The organism is Terrirhizobium terrae (genome assembly GCF_030323265.1).
In the GTDB taxonomy this organism is placed as follows: domain Bacteria; phylum Pseudomonadota; class Alphaproteobacteria; order Rhizobiales; family Rhizobiaceae; genus Neorhizobium.
This window is the reverse complement of record NZ_CP104992.1, coordinates 3154809-3171969: the sequence shown is the minus strand read 5'-3', so window position 1 is coordinate 3171969 and position 17161 is coordinate 3154809. Positions and strand designations below refer to the sequence as shown.

General features: G+C 59.4%; 14 protein-coding genes, 3 tRNA genes and 2 pseudogenes. 4 read left to right on the top strand and 15 right to left on the bottom strand.

What is annotated here, in order from left to right; genetic code table 11:
- Positions 1–18: 18 nt before the first annotated feature.
- From N7E02_RS23465 to N7E02_RS23395, 15 genes and pseudogenes are all read right to left on the bottom strand, one after another.
- A pseudogene (locus N7E02_RS23465) lies at positions 19–1529 on the bottom strand (NADH-quinone oxidoreductase subunit M).
- A complete protein-coding gene (gene nuoL / locus N7E02_RS23460; protein ID WP_286579989.1) occupies positions 1529–3529 on the bottom strand; it encodes an NADH-quinone oxidoreductase subunit L in 2001 nt (666 codons plus the stop codon). Before nuoL ends, N7E02_RS23465 begins: the two are co-directional and overlap by 1 nt.
- A 7-nt stretch (positions 3530–3536) precedes the next feature.
- Entirely contained in the window at positions 3537–3845 is a 309-nt protein-coding gene (nuoK, locus tag N7E02_RS23455) for an NADH-quinone oxidoreductase subunit NuoK (RefSeq protein ID WP_093003032.1), read from the bottom strand.
- Positions 3846–3863: 18 nt separating this feature from the next.
- Positions 3864–4478 (bottom strand): NADH-quinone oxidoreductase subunit J, encoded by a 615-nt coding sequence (locus N7E02_RS23450; protein WP_286579987.1) that lies wholly within the window; start codon positions 4476–4478, stop codon positions 3864–3866.
- Positions 4479–4604: 126 nt separating this feature from the next.
- Entirely contained in the window at positions 4605–5093 is a 489-nt protein-coding gene (gene nuoI / locus N7E02_RS23445; protein WP_286579985.1) for an NADH-quinone oxidoreductase subunit NuoI, read from the bottom strand.
- A 39-nt stretch (positions 5094–5132) separates the two neighbouring features.
- Entirely contained in the window at positions 5133–6176 is a 1044-nt protein-coding gene (nuoH, locus tag N7E02_RS23440) for an NADH-quinone oxidoreductase subunit NuoH (protein ID WP_286583998.1), read from the bottom strand.
- A gap of 7 nt (positions 6177–6183) precedes the next feature.
- Positions 6184–8265 carry an NADH-quinone oxidoreductase subunit NuoG gene (gene nuoG / locus N7E02_RS23435; RefSeq protein ID WP_286579984.1) on the bottom strand — a complete coding sequence of 694 codons (2082 nt, stop codon included), beginning with the start codon at positions 8263–8265 and terminating at the stop codon, positions 6184–6186.
- Between the two features lie 86 nt (positions 8266–8351).
- Entirely contained in the window at positions 8352–9656 is a 1305-nt protein-coding gene (gene nuoF / locus N7E02_RS23430) for an NADH-quinone oxidoreductase subunit NuoF (protein WP_286579983.1), read from the bottom strand.
- Positions 9657–9666: 10 nt separating this feature from the next.
- Positions 9667–10854, bottom strand: coding sequence for an NADH-quinone oxidoreductase subunit E (locus tag N7E02_RS23425; RefSeq protein ID WP_286579982.1), 1188 nt, complete (start codon positions 10852–10854; stop codon positions 9667–9669).
- A gap of 98 nt (positions 10855–10952) precedes the next feature.
- Positions 10953–12143, bottom strand: coding sequence for an NADH-quinone oxidoreductase subunit D (locus N7E02_RS23420; RefSeq protein WP_286579981.1), 1191 nt, complete (start codon positions 12141–12143; stop codon positions 10953–10955).
- 85 nt (positions 12144–12228) lie between these two features.
- Positions 12229–12831 (bottom strand): NADH-quinone oxidoreductase subunit C, encoded by a 603-nt coding sequence (locus N7E02_RS23415; RefSeq protein ID WP_286579980.1) that lies wholly within the window; start codon positions 12829–12831, stop codon positions 12229–12231.
- Positions 12832–12849: 18 nt separating this feature from the next.
- A pseudogene (locus tag N7E02_RS23410) lies at positions 12850–13430 on the bottom strand (NuoB/complex I 20 kDa subunit family protein).
- The gene (locus N7E02_RS23405) at positions 13421–13786 is read right to left on the bottom strand and encodes an NADH-quinone oxidoreductase subunit A (RefSeq protein WP_286579979.1); all 366 of its coding nucleotides are present in this window, start codon (positions 13784–13786) and stop codon (positions 13421–13423) included. The pseudogene N7E02_RS23410 and the gene N7E02_RS23405 overlap by 10 nt, the downstream one beginning before the upstream one ends.
- Positions 13787–14509: 723 nt before the next feature.
- Positions 14510–14586 (bottom strand) — tRNA-Asp (locus N7E02_RS23400).
- Between the two features lie 55 nt (positions 14587–14641).
- Positions 14642–14718: transfer RNA gene (locus N7E02_RS23395), tRNA-Asp, on the bottom strand.
- Positions 14719–14994: 276 nt separating this feature from the next.
- Between N7E02_RS23395 and N7E02_RS23390 the strand changes: the two genes are divergently transcribed.
- The 4 genes from N7E02_RS23390 to N7E02_RS23375 all read left to right on the top strand — a co-directional run bounded on the left by N7E02_RS23390 (position 14995) and on the right by N7E02_RS23375 (position 17134).
- A tRNA-Val gene (locus N7E02_RS23390) sits at positions 14995–15070 on the top strand.
- Positions 15071–15369: 299 nt separating this feature from the next.
- Complete coding sequence (locus N7E02_RS23385) at positions 15370–16614, top strand: acyltransferase family protein (RefSeq protein WP_286579977.1); 1245 nt, start codon at positions 15370–15372, stop codon at positions 16612–16614.
- Between the two features lie 203 nt (positions 16615–16817).
- A complete protein-coding gene (locus N7E02_RS23380; RefSeq protein ID WP_286579976.1) occupies positions 16818–16991 on the top strand; it encodes a hypothetical protein in 174 nt (57 codons plus the stop codon).
- A gap of 2 nt (positions 16992–16993) precedes the next feature.
- Complete coding sequence (locus tag N7E02_RS23375) at positions 16994–17134, top strand: hypothetical protein (RefSeq protein WP_286579975.1); 141 nt, start codon at positions 16994–16996, stop codon at positions 17132–17134.
- Positions 17135–17161 lie beyond the last annotated feature (27 nt).

Below are 17161 nucleotides of genomic sequence, written 5' to 3'. Positions count from 1 at the left end.
ATCAAATTTCGTCCCGTCTCACTGCACGTTGAGTGCAAGGTTCGCCGCCGCCTGCAGGGCTGCGGAATAGTTGTTCACCACGAGGTCCACCGAGGCGGCGGTCGCATCGAAGACCGGGGCCGGATAGACGCCGAAGAAGATGGTCAGCACGATCAGCGGGTAGAGGATGAGCTTTTCGCGGCCCGAGAGGTCGAGAAGGCTCTTGAGGCTTTCCTTATCCAACGGCCCGAAAATGACGCGGCGGTAGAGCCACAGCGCATAGGAGGCCGACAGGATGACACCGGTTGCAGCAAAGAGCGCGACCCAGGTGTTGACGCGGAAGACGCCGATGATCGTCAGAAATTCGCCGATGAAGCCGGACGTGCCGGGCAGACCGACATTGGCCATGGTGAAGATCATGAAGGCGACGGCATATTTCGGCATGTTGCTGACGAGACCGCCATAGGCCGCGATCTCGCGGGTGTGGAGGCGGTCATAGACAACGCCGACGCAAAGGAAGAGCGCGCCCGAGACGATGCCGTGCGACAGCATCTGGAAGATGGCGCCCTGCAGACCCTGCGCATTGGCTGCGAAGATGCCCATGGTCACGTAGCCCATGTGGGCGACCGAGGAATAGGCGATCAGCTTCTTGATGTCTTCCTGCATCAGCGCCACCAGCGAGGTGTAGATGATGGCGATGACGGAGAGCGCGAAGACCAGCGGCGCGAAGTAATCCGACGCGAGCGGGAACATCTGCAGCGAGAAGCGGATCATGCCGTAGCCGCCGAGCTTCAGCATGACGCCGGCCAGGATGACCGAGCCCGCGGTCGGTGCCTGTACGTGCGCGTCAGGAAGCCAGGTGTGGACCGGCCACATAGGCATTTTGACCGAGAAGGCGGCGAAGCAGGCGAGCCAGAGCCAGGTCTGCATGCCGGCCGGGAAGCCGTGCTTCAGCAGTTCCGGAATGTCGGTCGTGCCGGCGTTCCAGTACATCGCCATGATGGCGAGCATCATCAGCACCGAGCCGAGCAGCGTGTAGAGGAAGAACTTGTAGGATGCGTAGACACGATCCTTGCCGCCCCACACGCCGATGATGACGAACATCGGGATCAGCGTCGCTTCGAAGAAGATGTAGAAGAGCACGACATCAAGCGCGACGAAGACGCCGACCATGACCACTTCCAGAAGCAGGAAGGCGATCATGTATTCCTTGATGCGCTTCTCGATCGCCTGCCAGCTTGCCAGCACGCAGAAGGGCATGAGGAAGGTGGTGAGGATGACGAACAGCATGGAAATGCCGTCGACGCCGAGGTGATAGGCGATGCCCGTGCCGAGCCAGGCATGCTTCTCGACCATCTGGAAGCCGGCATCGGAATTATCGAAACCGATCCAGACGAAGAGCGACAGGATGAAGGTCACGACCGTGGTCGCGAGCGAGATGTTCAGGACGTTGCGACGACCGTTTTCCCCTCCCCGTTCATGAACAGGAGGAGAAGCACGCCGACCAGCGGCAGGAAGGTGACCGTCGAGAGAATTGGCCAGTCGGTCATTACATAGAGCTCCCGAGCATCATCCAGGTGACGAGGGCGGCGATGCCGATCATCATTGCGAAGGCGTAATGGTAAAGGTAACCGGACTGCAGCTTGACGACCCGGTTGGTGACGTCGACCACGCGGGCGGCAACGCCGTTCGGGCCGTAGGTATCGATGACGGCGACGTCACCCTTCTTCCACAGGAACCGGCCAAGCGCCTTGGCGGAGCGGACGAAGAGGAAGTCATAGAGTTCGTCGAAATACCACTTGTTGAGCAGGAATTCGTAGAGCACGCGCTGCGAGGCAGCCAGGCGCTTCGGGGTTTCCGGCGACTTGATGTAGAAGTACCAGGCGGTGAGGAAGCCGGTCGCCATAGCGACGAAGGGGCTCCACTTCACCCAGAGCGGCACGTGGTGGAAGTGCTCAAGGATCTCGTTTTCCGGAAGCGTGAACAGAGCGCCCTTCCAGAATTCCTCGTAGTGATGGCCGAAGAAATAACCTTCGAAGACGACACCGGCGAAGACCGCGCCGACGCCGAGGATATAGAGCGGCGCCAGCATGACGAGCGGGCTCTCATGGACGTGGTGCATCACTTCATGGCTCGCACGCGGCTTGCCGAAGAAGGTCAGGAAGGCCAGGCGCCAGGAGTAGAAGCTGGTGAACAGCGCGGCAATGACGAGAAGGACGAAGGCGAAACCGGAGACCGAGGAATGGGCGGCATAGGCGCTTTCGATGATCACGTCCTTGGAGAAGAAGCCCGCAAAGCCGAGCATGGTGCCGGGAATGCCGACGCCGGTGAGCGCCAGCGTGCCGATCGTCATCATCCAGAAGGTGATCGGGATGTGCTTCCTCAGACCACCCATGTAGCGCATATCCTGTTCGCCATCGACGGCATGGATGACCGAGCCGGCGCCAAGGAACAAGAGCGCCTTGAAGAAGGCGTGGGTGAAGAGGTGGAAGACGGCCGCGCCATAGGCGCCGACGCCGAGCGCGACGAACATGTAGCCGAGCTGCGAGCAGGTCGAATAGGCGATGACGCGCTTGATGTCGTTCTGCACGAGGCCGACTGTCGCCGCGAAGAAGGCGGTGATTGCGCCGATGACGGTGACGACGGTCAGCGCATCATGGGACAGTTCGAACAGCGGCGACATGCGGGCGACGAGGAAGACACCAGCGGTGACCATTGTTGCGGCGTGAATGAGGGCCGAGACCGGGGTCGGGCCTTCCATCGCGTCCGGCAGCCAGGTGTGCAGCAGGAACTGCGCCGACTTGCCCATCGCGCCCATGAAGAGCAGCAGGCAGGTGACGGTGAGCGCGGTGCTCTTGGTCAGCTCCATGCCGAAGAAGTTGGCGATGACGGCATTCGCGTCAGCGGCACCTTCTGCCGGGAGGTAGGTTGCGGCGGCTGCGAAGATCGTCTCGAAGCTGATCGAGCCGAACAGGACGAAGACACCGCCGATACCGAGGATGAAGCCGAAGTCGCCGACGCGGTTGACGATGAAGGCCTTCATCGCGGCAGCCGATGCGGAGGGCTTCGTATACCAGAAGCCGATCAGCAGATACGATGCCAGACCCACGCCTTCCCAGCCGAAGAACATCTGCAGCAGGTTGTCTGCCGTGATGAGCATGAGCATGGCGAAGGTGAAGAGCGACAGGTAGGCGAAGAAGCGCGGCCGATGCGGATCGTGGTGCATGTAGCCGATCGAATAGATATGCACGAGCGTCGAGACGGTGTTGACGACGACGAACATGATCGAGGTCAGCGTATCGACGCGGAAGGACCATTCGACGTCAATGCCGCCGGACTGGATCCAGCGCAGGACGGAGACCTTGATTACTTCGCCGGCTTCACCGTGGTGAAGCGCCACGTTGAAGAAGACGATCCACGACAGGATGGCGGCGATGATCATCAGGCCGCTGGTGACGTATTCGGATGCCTTGGCGCCGATCTGGCGGCCGAACAGGCCGGCGATCAGGAAGCCGATCAGGGGAAGGAAGACGATTGCCTTGTAGATCATGACCCGATCAGCCCTTCATCATATTGACGTCTTCGACCGCGATCGAGCCGCGGTTACGGTAGAAGACGACGAGAATTGCGAGACCGATGGCGGCTTCCGCAGCCGCGACGGTCAGAATGAACAATGCGAAGACCTGGCCGACGATGTCGTTCAGGAAAGACGAGAAGGCCACCATGTTGAGGTTGACCGACAACAGGATCAGTTCGACCGACATCAGGATGATGATGACGTTCTTGCGATTCAGGAAGATACCGAACACGCCGATCGTGAAGAGGATGGCGCTGACCGTGAGGTAATGGGAAAGACCGATTTCCATTTTTCTATTCCTTTTTCCTCAGAGGCCCTGGCCTGCCTTCACCTTGACCACCTCGACGGCGGTCTCCGGCGTGCGGGCGACCTGGCGGGAAATATCCTGCCGCTTGATGTTCTGGCGGTGACGCAGCGTCAGAACGATCGCTCCGATCATCGCGACCAGCAGCACCATGCCGGCGAGCTGGAAGAAGTAGACGTAATTCGTATAGAGCACGTCGCCGAGCGCTGCCGTGTTCGTGCGTTCCGCCGGGTTCGGGATCGGCATGGTGATCGACTGCGCCGCTTCCGGCGTCAGCACGCTGCCGCCGATGACGACGATCAGCTCGGCCGCGACGATCAGGCCGACCAGAACGCCCACCGGCGCGTTGCGGACGATGCCGGAGCGCAGTTCGGCGAAGTCGATGTCGAGCATCATGACGACGAAGAGGAAGAGAACCGCGACCGCGCCGATGTAAACCACCAGCAAGATCATCGCGAGGAATTCCGCCCCCGTCAGCAGGAAGAGACCCGCCGAGTTGAAGAAGACCAGGATCAGGAACAGCACCGAGTGAACCGGGTTCTTGGCCGAGACGACCATGAACGCCGACGCCACGGCGACGAACGCGAACAGATAGAAGAATATAGCCTGCAGACCCATAGTGGTGCCTTCTCGTCCCTCGTCGGGATCGGGCCTCTCGCCCTACCCGCCTGACCGATGCGGAATTTCAAGCATCGGAACTAAACTCTGATGAGCCGGCGCCGCCTGGCTGCCGGCGGACGCGCCTTAACGGTAAGGCGAGTCCATTGCGATATTGCGGGCGATTTCCCGCTCCCAGCGGTCGCCGTTTTCCAGAAGACGCGCCTTGTCGAAATAGAGCTCCTCGCGGGTTTCCGTCGAGAACTCGAAATTCGGACCTTCGACGATTGCGTCGACCGGGCAGGCTTCCTGGCAGAAACCGCAATAGATGCACTTCACCATGTCGATGTCGTAACGCACCGTGCGGCGGGTGCCGTCATTGCGGCGCGGGCCTGCCTCGATGGTGATCGCCTGAGCAGGACAGATCGCCTCACACAGCTTGCAGGCGATGCAGCGCTCTTCGCCGTTCGGATAACGGCGCAATGCGTGTTCGCCGCGGAAGCGCGGAGAGACCGGGCCCTTCTCGAAGGGATAGTTGATCGTGGCCTTCTGCTTGAAGAAATACCGCATCGACAGGAAGAAGGCGCCGACGAATTCCTTCAGGAACAGCGAGTTGATAGCCTGTGCAATAGCCATCTTATTCTCCAGTAATGCCAGAAGCCTGGGAGGTCATGATCATGCCCATCCCGTCAGCTTCAGCGTAAATGCTACGATGACGACCATGGCGAGCGACAGGGGAAGGAAGACCTTCCAGCCGAGACGCATGAGCTGGTCATAGCGGTAGCGCGGTACGAATGCCTTCACCATGGCGAACATGAAGAAGACGAAGGCGACCTTGAGCAGGAACCAAATGATGCCCGGGACCCAGTTGATGAGCCAGAAATCGAATGGAGGCAGCCAGCCGCCGAGGAAGAGGATCGTCGTCAGCGAGCAGATGAGCATGATGGCGGCATATTCGCCGAGCATCAGCATCATGTACGGGGCCGACGCGTATTCGACCATGTAACCGGCGACGAGTTCGGATTCCGCTTCCGGAAGGTCGAAGGGCGGGCGGTTGGTTTCAGCCAGACCCGAGATGAAGAAGATCACGAACATCGGGAAGAGCGACAGCCAGTGCCAGTCGAGGAAGGAGTTCGGCAGACCGAGCTTGGTGCCGAGACCGTCCTGCTGTGCATAGACGATATCCGTCAGGTTCAGCGAGCCGACGCAGAGAAGAACGGCGACGATGACGAAGCCGATCGAGACTTCGTAGGACACCATCTGTGCGGCGGAACGCAGCGCGCCGAGGAACGGGTATTTCGAGTTCGACGCCCAGCCGGCCATGATGATGCCGTAGACTTCGAGCGAGGAGATCGCGAAGACGTAGAGGATTCCGACATTGATGTTGGAGATGACCCAGCCGTCGTTGAGCGGGATCACCGCCCAGGTGGCCAGAGCCAAAGTCACCGAGACGAGCGGCGCCAGAAGGAAGACGCCCTTGTTGGCGCCGGCCGGGATGATCGGCTCCTTGAAGACGAACTTCATCAGGTCGGCGAAGGACTGGAACAGGCCGAAGGGGCCGACGACATTCGGGCCGCGGCGCAGCTGGACGGCGGCCCAGATCTTGCGGTCGGCGAGAATGACGTATGCCACCACGATCAGCAGGCAGACGAGGAGCAGCAGAGACTGACCAACCATGATCAGTGCAGGCCAGACATAGGTCCAGAAGAACGAGTCCATATTCATATTACTCCGCCGCAGCCTGGAAATTGTTGCGGGCCAGCGCCGAGCATTCCGCCATGACGGCAGATGCGCGAGCGATCGGGTTTGTCAGATAGAAGTCCTTCACCGGCGAGGTGAAACCGCCCTTCGACATGCCTTCGGCCTTCTGGCCGAGCGAAGCGATGTCGTTGACGGAACCGCTGGCGATCTCATCGATCGCGGCAAAATGCGGATGAGCTTGGTAGAGCTTCGCACGCAGCGCCGAGAGGCTGTCGAACGGAAGCTTCTTGCCGAGCACGTCGGAGAGCGCGCGGATGATCGCCCATTCCTCGCGGGCTTCGCCCGGCGCGAAGCCGGCGCGGTTGCCCATCTGGACGCGGCCTTCGGTGTTGACCCAGGTGCCCGACTTTTCAGTATAGGCCGCACCCGGCAGGATGACGTCGGCGGTCATTGCGCCCGCATCTCCATGGCTGCCGATATAGACGGTGCACTTGGCATACTTGGCCGAGAAGTTCATCTCGTCTGCGCCGAGCAGGAAGAGAACGTCCATCGAGCGCAGCATGGTTGCGGCATCGGCACCCTTTGCACCCGGCACGAAGCCGAGGTCGAGGCCACCGACGCGCGATGCCGCCGTATGGAGGACGGCGAAACCGTTCCACTCTTCCGTCAATGCGCCGACAGAACCGGCGAGCTGGGCTGCGGCCTGAAGGACGGCCAGACCATCGGGGCGGGACAGAGCCCCCTGCCCTACGATGATCATCGGGTTCTTGGCGCCACGCAGCTTTTCGGCAAAGCCGTTTGCACCCGATGCTAGATCGGAGAGCGTTTCGGTGCCGGCGCCGAGATAGTCATAGGCGTAGCGCAGTTCGCTGACTTCGCCGATCACGCCGATCGGGAAGTTGCCGCGGCGGAAGCGCTTGCGGATACGGGCGTTGAGAACGGCCGCTTCAAGGCGCGGGTTGGCGCCGATGATGAGCAACGCGCCGGCCTGTTCGATGCCTTCGATCGTCGGGTTGAAAAGGTAGCTTGCACGGCCGAGCGACGGATCGAGCGCCGTCCCGTCCTGGCGACAGTCGAGATTTTCCGAACCGAGCGAACCGAGCAGCTCCTTCAGCGCGTACATTTCCTCGACGGATGCGAGGTCGCCGGCAATCGCGCCGATCTTGGCGCCGGACGTGGCGGAAACGGCGGACTTGATGGCGCCGAACGCTTCACCCCAGGTGGCGGGCTGCAGGCGGCCGTCCTTGCGGACGTAGGGGCGGTCGAGACGCTGGGTCTTCAGGCCATCCCAGATGAAACGGGTCTTGTCGGAGATCCACTCCTCGTTCACCTGCTCGTTGACGCGCGGCATGATGCGCATGACTTCACGGCCACGGGTATCGACGCGGATGGCGGAGCCGACGGCGTCCATGACGTCGATCGATTCCGTCTTGCCGAGTTCCCACGGACGGGCGGTGAAGGCGAAAGGTTTGGAGGTGAGCGCGCCGACCGGGCAGAGGTCAACGACGTTGCCCTGCAGCTCGGAGGTCATCGCATGCTCAAGATAGGTGGTGATCTCGGCATCCTCGCCACGTCCGATCAGGCCGAGCTCGGAAATGCCGCCGACTTCCGTCGTGAAGCGGACACAGCGCGTGCAGTGAATGCAGCGGTTCATCACGGTCTTGACGAGCGGGCCGATATACTTGTCCTCGACGGCACGCTTGTTCTCGCCGTAGCGGGAACTGTCGATACCGAAGGCCATGGCCTGATCCTGCAGGTCGCATTCGCCGCCCTGGTCGCAGATCGGGCAATCGAGCGGGTGGTTGATCAGCAGGAATTCCATCACGCCTTCGCGGGCCTTCTTGACCATCGGCGTGTTGGTGAAGACTTCCGGCAGCTCGCCGTTCGGACCACCGCGGATGTCGCGCACGCCCATGGCGCAGGAGGCCGCCGGCTTCGGCGGGCCGCCCTTCACCTCGATGAGGCACATGCGGCAGTTGCCCGCCACGGACAGACGCTCATGAAAACAAAAGCGCGGGATCTCGGCGCCGGCTTCCTCACACGCCTGAAGCAGCGTGAAATGATCCGGGACTTCGATTTCCTTGCCGTCTACCTTCAGCTTCGTCATCGTATCACTTACGTCCTGTGTTCAACCCGGACCGCAGCCCGGAACTCTTCCATTTCAACGACCGGTCGCCTGCCTTGAGCAGTGCGTTACTCGGCCGCTTCCATGACGGCGCCTTCAGACGTCGCATTGTATGTGTACTGGTCGATCCGTGCCTCGATCTCGGGGCGGAAGTTGCGGATCAGACCCTGGATCGGCCAGGCGGCAGCATCGCCGAGCGCGCAGATCGTGTGGCCTTCGATCTGCTTCGAGACCTGGAACAGCATGTCGATCTCACGCTTCTGGGCGTTGCCGCGGACCATGCGCTCAAGAACGCGCATCATCCAGCCGGTGCCTTCGCGGCACGGCGTGCACTGGCCGCAGCTCTCGTGCTTGAAGAAGGCCGCGATGCGCCAGATCGCCTTGATGACGTCGGTCGACTTGTCCATGACGATCATGCCGCCGGTGCCGAAGGACGACTTGACGTCGCGCATGCCGTCGAAATCCATGATCGCGTCGGCCATGTCCTCGCCGCGCACGATCGGGCAGGATGCGCCGCCCGGAATGACGCCGAGCAGGTTGTCCCAGCCGCCGCGAATGCCGCCGCAATGGGTTTCGATGATCTCGCGGAAGGACAGGCCCATCGCCTCTTCGAAGGTGCAGGGCTTTTCGACATGGCCGGAAACCATGAACAGCTTGGTGCCGACATTGTTCGGACGGCCGATGGCCGAGAACCAGGCGGCGCCGCGACGCAGGATGGTCGGGGCAACGGCGATGGATTCAACGTTGTTGACCGTGGTCGGGCAGCCGTAGAGGCCCATGTTGGCCGGGAACGGCGGCTTCAGGCGCGGCTGGCCCTTCTTGCCTTCGAGGCTTTCGAGCAGCGCCGTCTCTTCGCCGCAGATATAGGCCCCCGCGCCATGGTGGACGTAGATGTCGTAGTCCCAGCCGTTCTTGTTGTTCTTGCCGAGAAGGCCGGCGGCATAACATTCGTCGATCGCGGCCTGGAGGGCTTCGCGCTCGCGCATGTATTCGCCGCGAACATAGATATAGGCCGTGTGGGCGCCCATGGCGAAACCGGCGATCACGCAGCCTTCGATCAGCGTATGCGGATCGTTGCGCATGATTTCGCGGTCCTTGCAGGTACCGGGCTCGGATTCGTCGGCGTTTACGACGAGGTAATGCGGTCGACCGTCAGATTCCTTCGGCATGAAGGACCATTTCAGGCCGGTCGGGAAGCCTGCACCACCACGACCGCGAAGGCCGGAGGCCTTCATCTCGTTGATGATCCAGTCACGACCGTTTTCGATGATCTGCTTGGTGCCATCCCAGTGGCCACGGCTCATCGCGCCCTTCAGGGACTTGTCCTTGAGGCCGTAGATGTTGGTGAAGATGCGATCCTGATCCTTAAGCATGTTTCACCTCTCAGCGCGGCTTCTTGCCGAAGACTTTAATGTATTCGGCTTCGCCACCCTTGGCGAGCGCCTTGGCCTGCTTGACCCAGTCGTCACGGTCGATGCGGCCCTTGAAGTTCAGGTAGCCGTCGACCCAGTCGCGCTCAGCCTTCTTCCAGCCCGCGACCTGGGCGAAGGTGTAGATGCCGAGTTCGTTGAGCGTGCCCTCGATCTTCGGGCCGACGCCGGAGATGAGCTTGAGGTCGTCGACAGCTTCCGGCTTTTCGATGCCCTTCGGACGGTTCTTGTCTTCGAGCGACGGCTTTTCAGCCTTCGGTGCTGCAGCGGCCTTGGGTGCGACAGGTGCGCCTTCGGCAGTGCTGCCGGGCGTCTTGTCGGTCGGGGTGCTGGAGGCTTTTGCGGCGGAACCTTCGGCTTCAGCAGCCTTGGCGTTCTTCGCGGCAGCCTTCGGTGCGGTGACCGGGGTCTTCAGCTTGGGATCGGTTTCCGGTGCCGTGTCCTTGGGACGGGCGGCCTCAGCGGGAGGAACGGGTGCTGCGTCTTCCACCGGCTCGGGCTTCGGCTCGAGATTGGTGCGGACGGGCTTGATGTCGTCGAGCAGCGTCACCGCGCCGCCTTCAGGGGCGGACTCGTGACGGTCGATCTGCGGACCGGTCTTGATCTCGGCGCCCTTGCCTGCCTCGAACTGGTCGATGATCTCTTCAAGACGCTCGGGCGTCAGGTCCTCGTAGGCGTCCTTGAAGATGATGACCATCGGCGCATTGACGCAGGCGCCCTGACATTCGACTTCTTCCCAAGAGAGCGTGCCGCTCTCGTTGCGATGCAGCGGATCGTGATGGATCTTGCGCTGACAGACCTTGATCAGGTCTTCGGAGCCGCGCAGCATGCAGGGCGTCGTGCCGCATACCTGGATGTGCGCACGGGTGCCGATCGGCTTAAGCTGGAACTGGGTGTAGAAGGTCGCCACTTCCATGACGCGGATATAGGGCATGTCCAGCTTGGCGGCGATGTGTTCGATCGCGGAGCGCGTAACCCAACCGTCCTGCTCCTGCGCTCGCATGAGCAGCGGGATGACGGCAGACTGCTGCCGGCCTTCCGGATATTTCCTGATCGTTGCCTCGGCCCATGCCGCATTCTCTTCGCTGAAGGCGAAGTTAGCGGGCTGGAACTGTTCTTCGGCTAGTCGACGAACGGACATTCTTTCTCACGCCTTATCAGTAATTGAGACACGCCGCGCAGCCGCTGAAGAAGCGGCCTCGCCAGCATAGGCAGACATGGTGACGGTCTTTCGAACCATCAGCGGTCCACCTCACCAAACACGATGTCGAGCGAGCCCAGCACCGCGGAAACGTCCGCGAGCTGGTGGCCGCGACAGACGAAATCCATTGCCTGCAGATGCGCATAACCCGGGGCGCGGATCTTGCAGCGATACGGCTTGTTGGTGCCGTCGGCGACGAGGAACACGCCGAACTCGCCCTTCGGCGCTTCGACGGCCGCATACACTTCGCCGGCCGGCACGTGATAACCTTCCGTATAGAGCTTGAAGTGGTGGATCAGCGCTTCCATCGAACGCTTCATCTCACCGCGCTTCGGGGGCACGACCTTGCCGTCGACCGACGATACCGGACCGGTCTTGGCGTCGCCGAGCAGGCGATTGACGCACTGCTTCATGATCTTGCAGGCTTCGCGCATCTCGATCATGCGGATCAGGTAACGGTCGTAACAGTCGCCGTTCTTGCCGATCGGAATGTCGAAATCGAGCTCGGAATAGCATTCGTAGGGCTGCGACTTGCGCAGATCCCATGCGGCGCCCGAACCGCGCACCATAACGCCGGAGAAGCCCCAGGCCCAGGCATCGTCGAGGCTGACGACGCCGATATCGACGTTACGCTGTTTGAAGATGCGGTTGCCGGTCAGAAGATCGTCGATATCGTCGAGCTTGGACGGGAATTCGTCACACCACTTGCCGATGTCCTCGACCAGTTCCACCGGGAGATCCTGGTGGACACCACCCGGACGGAAATAGGCAGCGTGCATGCGAGCGCCACAGGCACGCTCGTAGAACACCATCAACTTCTCGCGTTCCTCGAAGCCCCAGAGCGGCGGCGTCAGCGCGCCGACGTCCATGGCCTGGGTCGTGACGTTGAGGAGATGCGACAGGATGCGGCCGATTTCCGAATAGAGAACGCGGATCAACTGGCCGCGGATCGGGATCTTGATGTCGAGCAGCTTTTCAACGGCCAGGGCATAGGCATGCTCCTGGTTCATCGGCGCGACGTAATCGAGGCGGTCGAAGTAAGGAACGGCCTGCAGATAGGTCTTCGTCTCGATCAGCTTTTCGGTACCGCGGTGAAGCAGACCGATATGCGGATCGACGCGCTCGACGATTTCACCGTCCAACTCCAGCACGAGGCGCAGAACGCCGTGGGCGGCGGGGTGCTGCGGCCCGAAGTTGATGTTGAAGTTGCGAACGTTATGCTCAGTCATGCTGTTGCTCCATGCCGGCGCTCAGGCGTCCGGGCGGGGAAAAACGTGGCGGCGTCCGGCGCGGGTTCGCGCCAGCGTCAGATCTTTACGTCTTGGCCTTCTCGTCGCCCGGGAGAACGTAATCCGTTCCCTCCCAAGGGCTCATGAAGTCAAAGTTGCGGAATTCCTGGCGAAGCTCGACGGGTTCGTAGACGACACGCTTGACGCTGTCGTCATAGCGAACCTCGACGAAGCCGGTCGTCGGGAAATCCTTACGCAGCGGGTGACCTTCAAAGCCGTAATCCGTGAGGATGCGGCGAAGATCCGGGTGGCCGGTGAAGAGGATGCCGTACATGTCCCAGGCTTCGCGCTCGAACCAGTCGGCGCCGGGGAAGACCGGGAAAGCAGACGGAACAGCTTCGTCTTCAGTCGTCGCGAGCTTGATGCGGATGCGCAGGTTCTGCTTCGGCGACATCAGGTGATAGACGACATCGAAGCGCTTGGCGCGCGCCGGATAGTCGACACCGCAGATATCGATGAAGCTGACGAAACCGCAGCGGGGGTCATCTCGCAGGAAGGTCAGGAGCTCGATGATGCTGTCGCCATTGGTGACGAGCGTCAGCTCGTCATAGGCAAGGATCGCATCATCGACCAGCGCAGGACGCGCCTCGCGGATGTAGGTGGAAAGATCGGTCAGGGCTTCAGTCATGATATCCTCCTCAAGCCCTCAGCGCTCGATCGTACCGGTGCGCCGGATCTTCTTCTGCAGCAGGAGCACGCCGTAAAGCAGTGCTTCTGCCGTGGGGGACAGCCCGGCACGTAGATGTCGATCGGTACCACGCGGTCGCAGCCGCGCACGACGGAATAGGAATAATGATAATAGCCGCCGCCATTGGCGCAGGAGCCCATCGAAATGACGTAGCGCGGTTCCGGCATCTGGTCGTAGACCTTGCGGAGCGCCGGCGCCATCTTGTTGGTCAGCGTGCCGGCGACGATCATGACGTCGGACTGGCGCGGCGAGGCGCGCGGCGCAAAGCCGAAACGCTCGACGTCGTAACGCGGCATGGAAAGCTGCATCATTTCCACGGCGCAACAGGCCAGACCGAAGGTCATCCACATCAGCGAGCCGGTACGGGCCCAGTTGATCAGCTCGTCCGTCGAGGTGACAAGGAAGCCCTTGTCGGCGAGTTCGTTGTTGATCTCACCGAAGAAAACGTCATCGCTGCCGATCGGTTTGCCGGTGTTCGGATCGATGATGCCTTTGGGCTGAGGCGCAACGAGGGTGCTGCCGCTATCGACTACTCCCATTCCAGCGCTCCTTTCTTCCATTCATAGATAAAGCCTATGGTCAACACACCAAGGAAGACCATCATGGACCAGAAGCCGAACCAGCCCATTTCGCCGAAGGACACAGCCCAAGGGAACAGGAAGGCGACTTCGAGGTCGAAGATGATGAAGAGAATCGACACGAGATAGAATCGGATGTCGAACTTCATGCGCGCGTCATCGAAAGCATTGAATCCGCATTCGTAAGCGGAAAGCTTTTCGGCATCGGGCGCCTTGTAGGCAACGGCGAACGGCGCAACCAGAAGCGCCAGGCCAATGACCATTGAGATTCCGATGAAGATAGCAATCGGGATATACGACGCGAGGAGTTCACTCATGATATTCCATCCCTGCCTGCATAAGCGCCGGGAAGCACTTTATTCTAATCAGTGCACGGCAAGCGAACGTGCATTGCAAACAAGCCCGTGACTAGCGCAGCCGAGCCCCCACGCAAGTGCTTTAACGGCGCACCGCACACGCATAGCGGCGTGAAAGACGACGAAATGTCGCACACCACGCCAGAATGCCGGAAACGCAGGGGAAGCAACCATGCTGCAGCAGCGAAATTATCTCGCACAATTATTAACAGGAGCAAAAACCTCAAGGATTGCAGAGGGATTTGCGTTTTGCCAATTATGGCTACAACCTCAAGCGCTGCGACGATAGCGCGCAGGTCAAACCCGGGCAATTGACCCAAATCAATGCACGAAAAGCAATCAATATATTCAACGGGTTGCCGCAGCGCACAATGAGCACTCGCGCGATACGGGAGCATTTCCGACACCCGATATTCTCAACATACACGACAAAAAACGACAGCCCCACGTCACATCCGATCACGCGATTGCGAAGGGACGTCAGATTTACAAACCTGCCCCTGACTCAATTCGAGCAAGCCTCACCCGCCCGTCGGCAAGGCAAACAGCTGGAGCGAAACGGAATCACAGACACACGGAATAAGCAGCGAAGCGGCAGGCAGAAATCCGCTGCGAGAAGAGCCGAAAGATAACGAGACCCATCCGGGCCCAGGACTTCATCAACATGGAGAAAAAATGAAGAAATGGCGCGAGTGACGGGGCTCGAACCCGCGACCTCCGGCGTGACAGGCCGGCACTCTAACCGACTGAGCTACACCCGCGCATATTGCCTTGCGGCAGCTTCCGGAAACCGGAAGAGAGTTTCGAGGAGAAGAATGGCGCGAGTGACGGGGCTCGAACCCGCGACCTCCGGCGTGACAGGCCGGCACTCTAACCGACTGAGCTACACCCGCACTTTCTTCAAGTGAACCCCTAGGAAAACCTTCGGGGAAACCACTTGGCCGGGCGACCTCGATCGCTCGGTTGGCGGCTTCCTAAGAGGTTCGTGATCGGGTGTCAAGCAGGTTTCAAGACAAAAGAATGACGCTTTTCCTCTTTCCACCGCGACCAGCATATTTTGCAGGGTTTCGACGAAAAATTCAAAAAACATCACGAAGGCTCTTGCGGTTTTTCCACGATCCGCATAGATCAGCGCCACCGACGCGGCGGGGACGACCCGGTCTCGCGAAGGGCGATTAGCTCAGTTGGTAGAGCGCCTCGTTTACACCGAGGATGTCGGGAGTTCGAGTCTCTCATCGCCCACCATTTTTCCATTCGATTAAAGACTGCTGTAGTTTTGAAATTGGGCAAGCTTGCCCGCAGGAACGCGTGTTGATTCTTAACGCAACCTGCATGACAATCGTCAGCATAGCAGCTACGCACTAGGCTTCAAATGTAGTCGGCCCGAAAACAGATCGGCCTATACTTAAGCATTCACCCGCAGAATTAAGCAAGTACGGAATATATTTCCACGAACTTGCAACAATATGATTTAATGCAATCTCTAAGCACGCATTTCAAAATAAATAATCAATTTATCGCGCACATAAAAATAAGGCATTGAAGTGGATCAGCGACTTTTCTTTCTAGATGCCTTGCGTGGAGTGGCGGCAATCAACGTCATGCTTATGCATGTTGCAGCTCATTTCGGCTATCGATTCATGGGCGCGGCCTATTTCTCAGTCGATCTGTTTTTTATTCTGAGCGGCTTCGTTATTGCGGCAAGATATACAGCGCTTCTTGCGTCAGGAATGAGATGGGTAGAATTCGTCAAACAACGACTGATTCGACTTTATCCAATGTATTTTCTTGGCATTTTCGTTGGTGCATTCGGGCTAAACTACATATCGCAAAACAACCTTTCCACCATCACACCTACGGAATCATTGAATTCGATACTGCTAAATTTATTCTACATACCTTTCTTCAACGCTGCCGATTACCCAGTATTCGGGACAGAAGTCGAGCGTGGATTGATATTTCCGGTCAATGGTCCAGCATGGTCCCTCTTCTTCGAGATCGTAATCAACATTGGGTTCCTTCTTACTTCTCGATGGAGTATCCGCAGGCACATCGCGCTGGCCGCGACATGCCTTTTTGTATTAAGCTATCTTACCTTTTCGCCTTACGGTGCCACTGGTTGGGCAACACATAACTTCGGGGTCGGCTTTATCCGAGTTATTGCCGGCTTTCATGCGGGTATCGTTATTGCCCATCTCTATCGACATGAGCGCGTGGAGTCGGCTTTGAACATGCTGCGTGCCCGATCGAAATCGATGGCAATGCTACTCTTACTTGGTCTCTGCTTCGTAAGCTCGGGAATGCTTCCTTATCCGCGCGCCGTATACCTTCTTGCGGTCATAGGATCACCATTGGTAATATTGATAGGTGCGCATCTTTATGTTCCTTCACGTTGGCAGCCGACATGCTACTGGTTGGGGCTCGTCTCCTATCCCCTTTATTGCCTGCATATGCCCATCATAAGAGCGGCCAAAGCGGTTGTCGGTTATGATCAGACAATCTCGCACTCACTTTTCTTCGCTTGTATTGTTGTCGCCATAACCGCAGTCGTGTCGATCGCGGCGGCCCGATTTTTCGACGAACCATCGCGCCGATTGCTTCGCCGGTTATTTGCCTCGAAAAATCTGGCACGGATTCTCCAACCGGAATGTAGAGGCGCCGTTCCCCGCTTAGTTGTCTTTTGGTTACGCCAACCGCACCTTTCAAACGTGGACGCTAACCGCGGAAAAATTTTGAACAAGGCGACTGCGCACTCTGCCCCCTTTCCTAAAAACAACTGGTTAGCTTGATTTGGGCGCCCTTCAGGCAAGTTCCACGCGTGAGTTACGTCCACGCCCCCGTCTCCCCTCTTAGAATTCAAGCGCCGCAAAAAACGCGGCACATGAAACTTGGTCCAAAGCAGGGAGATCGCTTTGCATAGCAGACATAATCTTAGACCGATTGGCGAAAACGCCGCCTACTACCTGAGTAGTTGGCCTCAAGGCGCACGCTAATGCTCGGGCTCGGCATCGGAATCGCCGGACTAGCAGTAACTCAGCAGGATAACGCCGATTTTCAGGACCTACCTGCAGGTGTCGCACTGCTGTTCGACGACGCTTTACCCCCATCAACGCCCCTGCCTCCCGTTTTGGAAGAAGGCGGGGCATTGCTTACCGAGGAGATCTAATCATGGTCGATACGCGTCCAATCTCGCATTCCTATCACTACAAGCTAGATCGGCTGAAAATGTCCTTCTCGCGCGGCCATCTTCCTAGGCTGATGATCGCGCCGCCAGTCGTTACCCCCGGCCCTACCCCCTTGCCGGAATGACCAAAACTTCTTCGGCCTCGGATTTCG

Excerpts from the sequence above, each read along its gene's own strand:
- nuoL (WP_286579989.1), bottom strand. The coding sequence starts at position 3,529 with ATGATCTACAAGGCAATCGTCTTCCTTCCCCTGATCGGCTTCCTGATC.
- nuoK (WP_093003032.1), bottom strand. The coding sequence starts at position 3,845 with ATGGAAATCGGTCTTTCCCATTACCTCACGGTCAGCGCCATCCTCTTC.
- N7E02_RS23450 (WP_286579987.1), bottom strand. The coding sequence starts at position 4,478 with ATGGGTCTGCAGGCTATATTCTTCTATCTGTTCGCGTTCGTCGCCGTG.
- nuoI (WP_286579985.1), bottom strand. The coding sequence starts at position 5,093 with ATGGCTATTGCACAGGCTATCAACTCGCTGTTCCTGAAGGAATTCGTC.
- nuoH (WP_286583998.1), bottom strand. The coding sequence starts at position 6,176 with ATGGACTCGTTCTTCTGGACCTATGTCTGGCCTGCACTGATCATGGTT.
- nuoG (WP_286579984.1), bottom strand. The coding sequence starts at position 8,265 with ATGACGAAGCTGAAGGTAGACGGCAAGGAAATCGAAGTCCCGGATCAT.
- nuoF (WP_286579983.1), bottom strand. The coding sequence starts at position 9,656 with ATGCTTAAGGATCAGGATCGCATCTTCACCAACATCTACGGCCTCAAG.
- N7E02_RS23425 (WP_286579982.1), bottom strand. The coding sequence starts at position 10,854 with ATGTCCGTTCGTCGACTAGCCGAAGAACAGTTCCAGCCCGCTAACTTC.
- N7E02_RS23420 (WP_286579981.1), bottom strand. The coding sequence starts at position 12,143 with ATGACTGAGCATAACGTTCGCAACTTCAACATCAACTTCGGGCCGCAG.
- N7E02_RS23415 (WP_286579980.1), bottom strand. The coding sequence starts at position 12,831 with ATGACTGAAGCCCTGACCGATCTTTCCACCTACATCCGCGAGGCGCGT.
- N7E02_RS23405 (WP_286579979.1), bottom strand. The coding sequence starts at position 13,786 with ATGAGTGAACTCCTCGCGTCGTATATCCCGATTGCTATCTTCATCGGA.
- N7E02_RS23380 (WP_286579976.1), top strand. The coding sequence starts at position 16,818 with ATGCTCGGGCTCGGCATCGGAATCGCCGGACTAGCAGTAACTCAGCAG.
- N7E02_RS23375 (WP_286579975.1), top strand. The coding sequence starts at position 16,994 with ATGGTCGATACGCGTCCAATCTCGCATTCCTATCACTACAAGCTAGAT.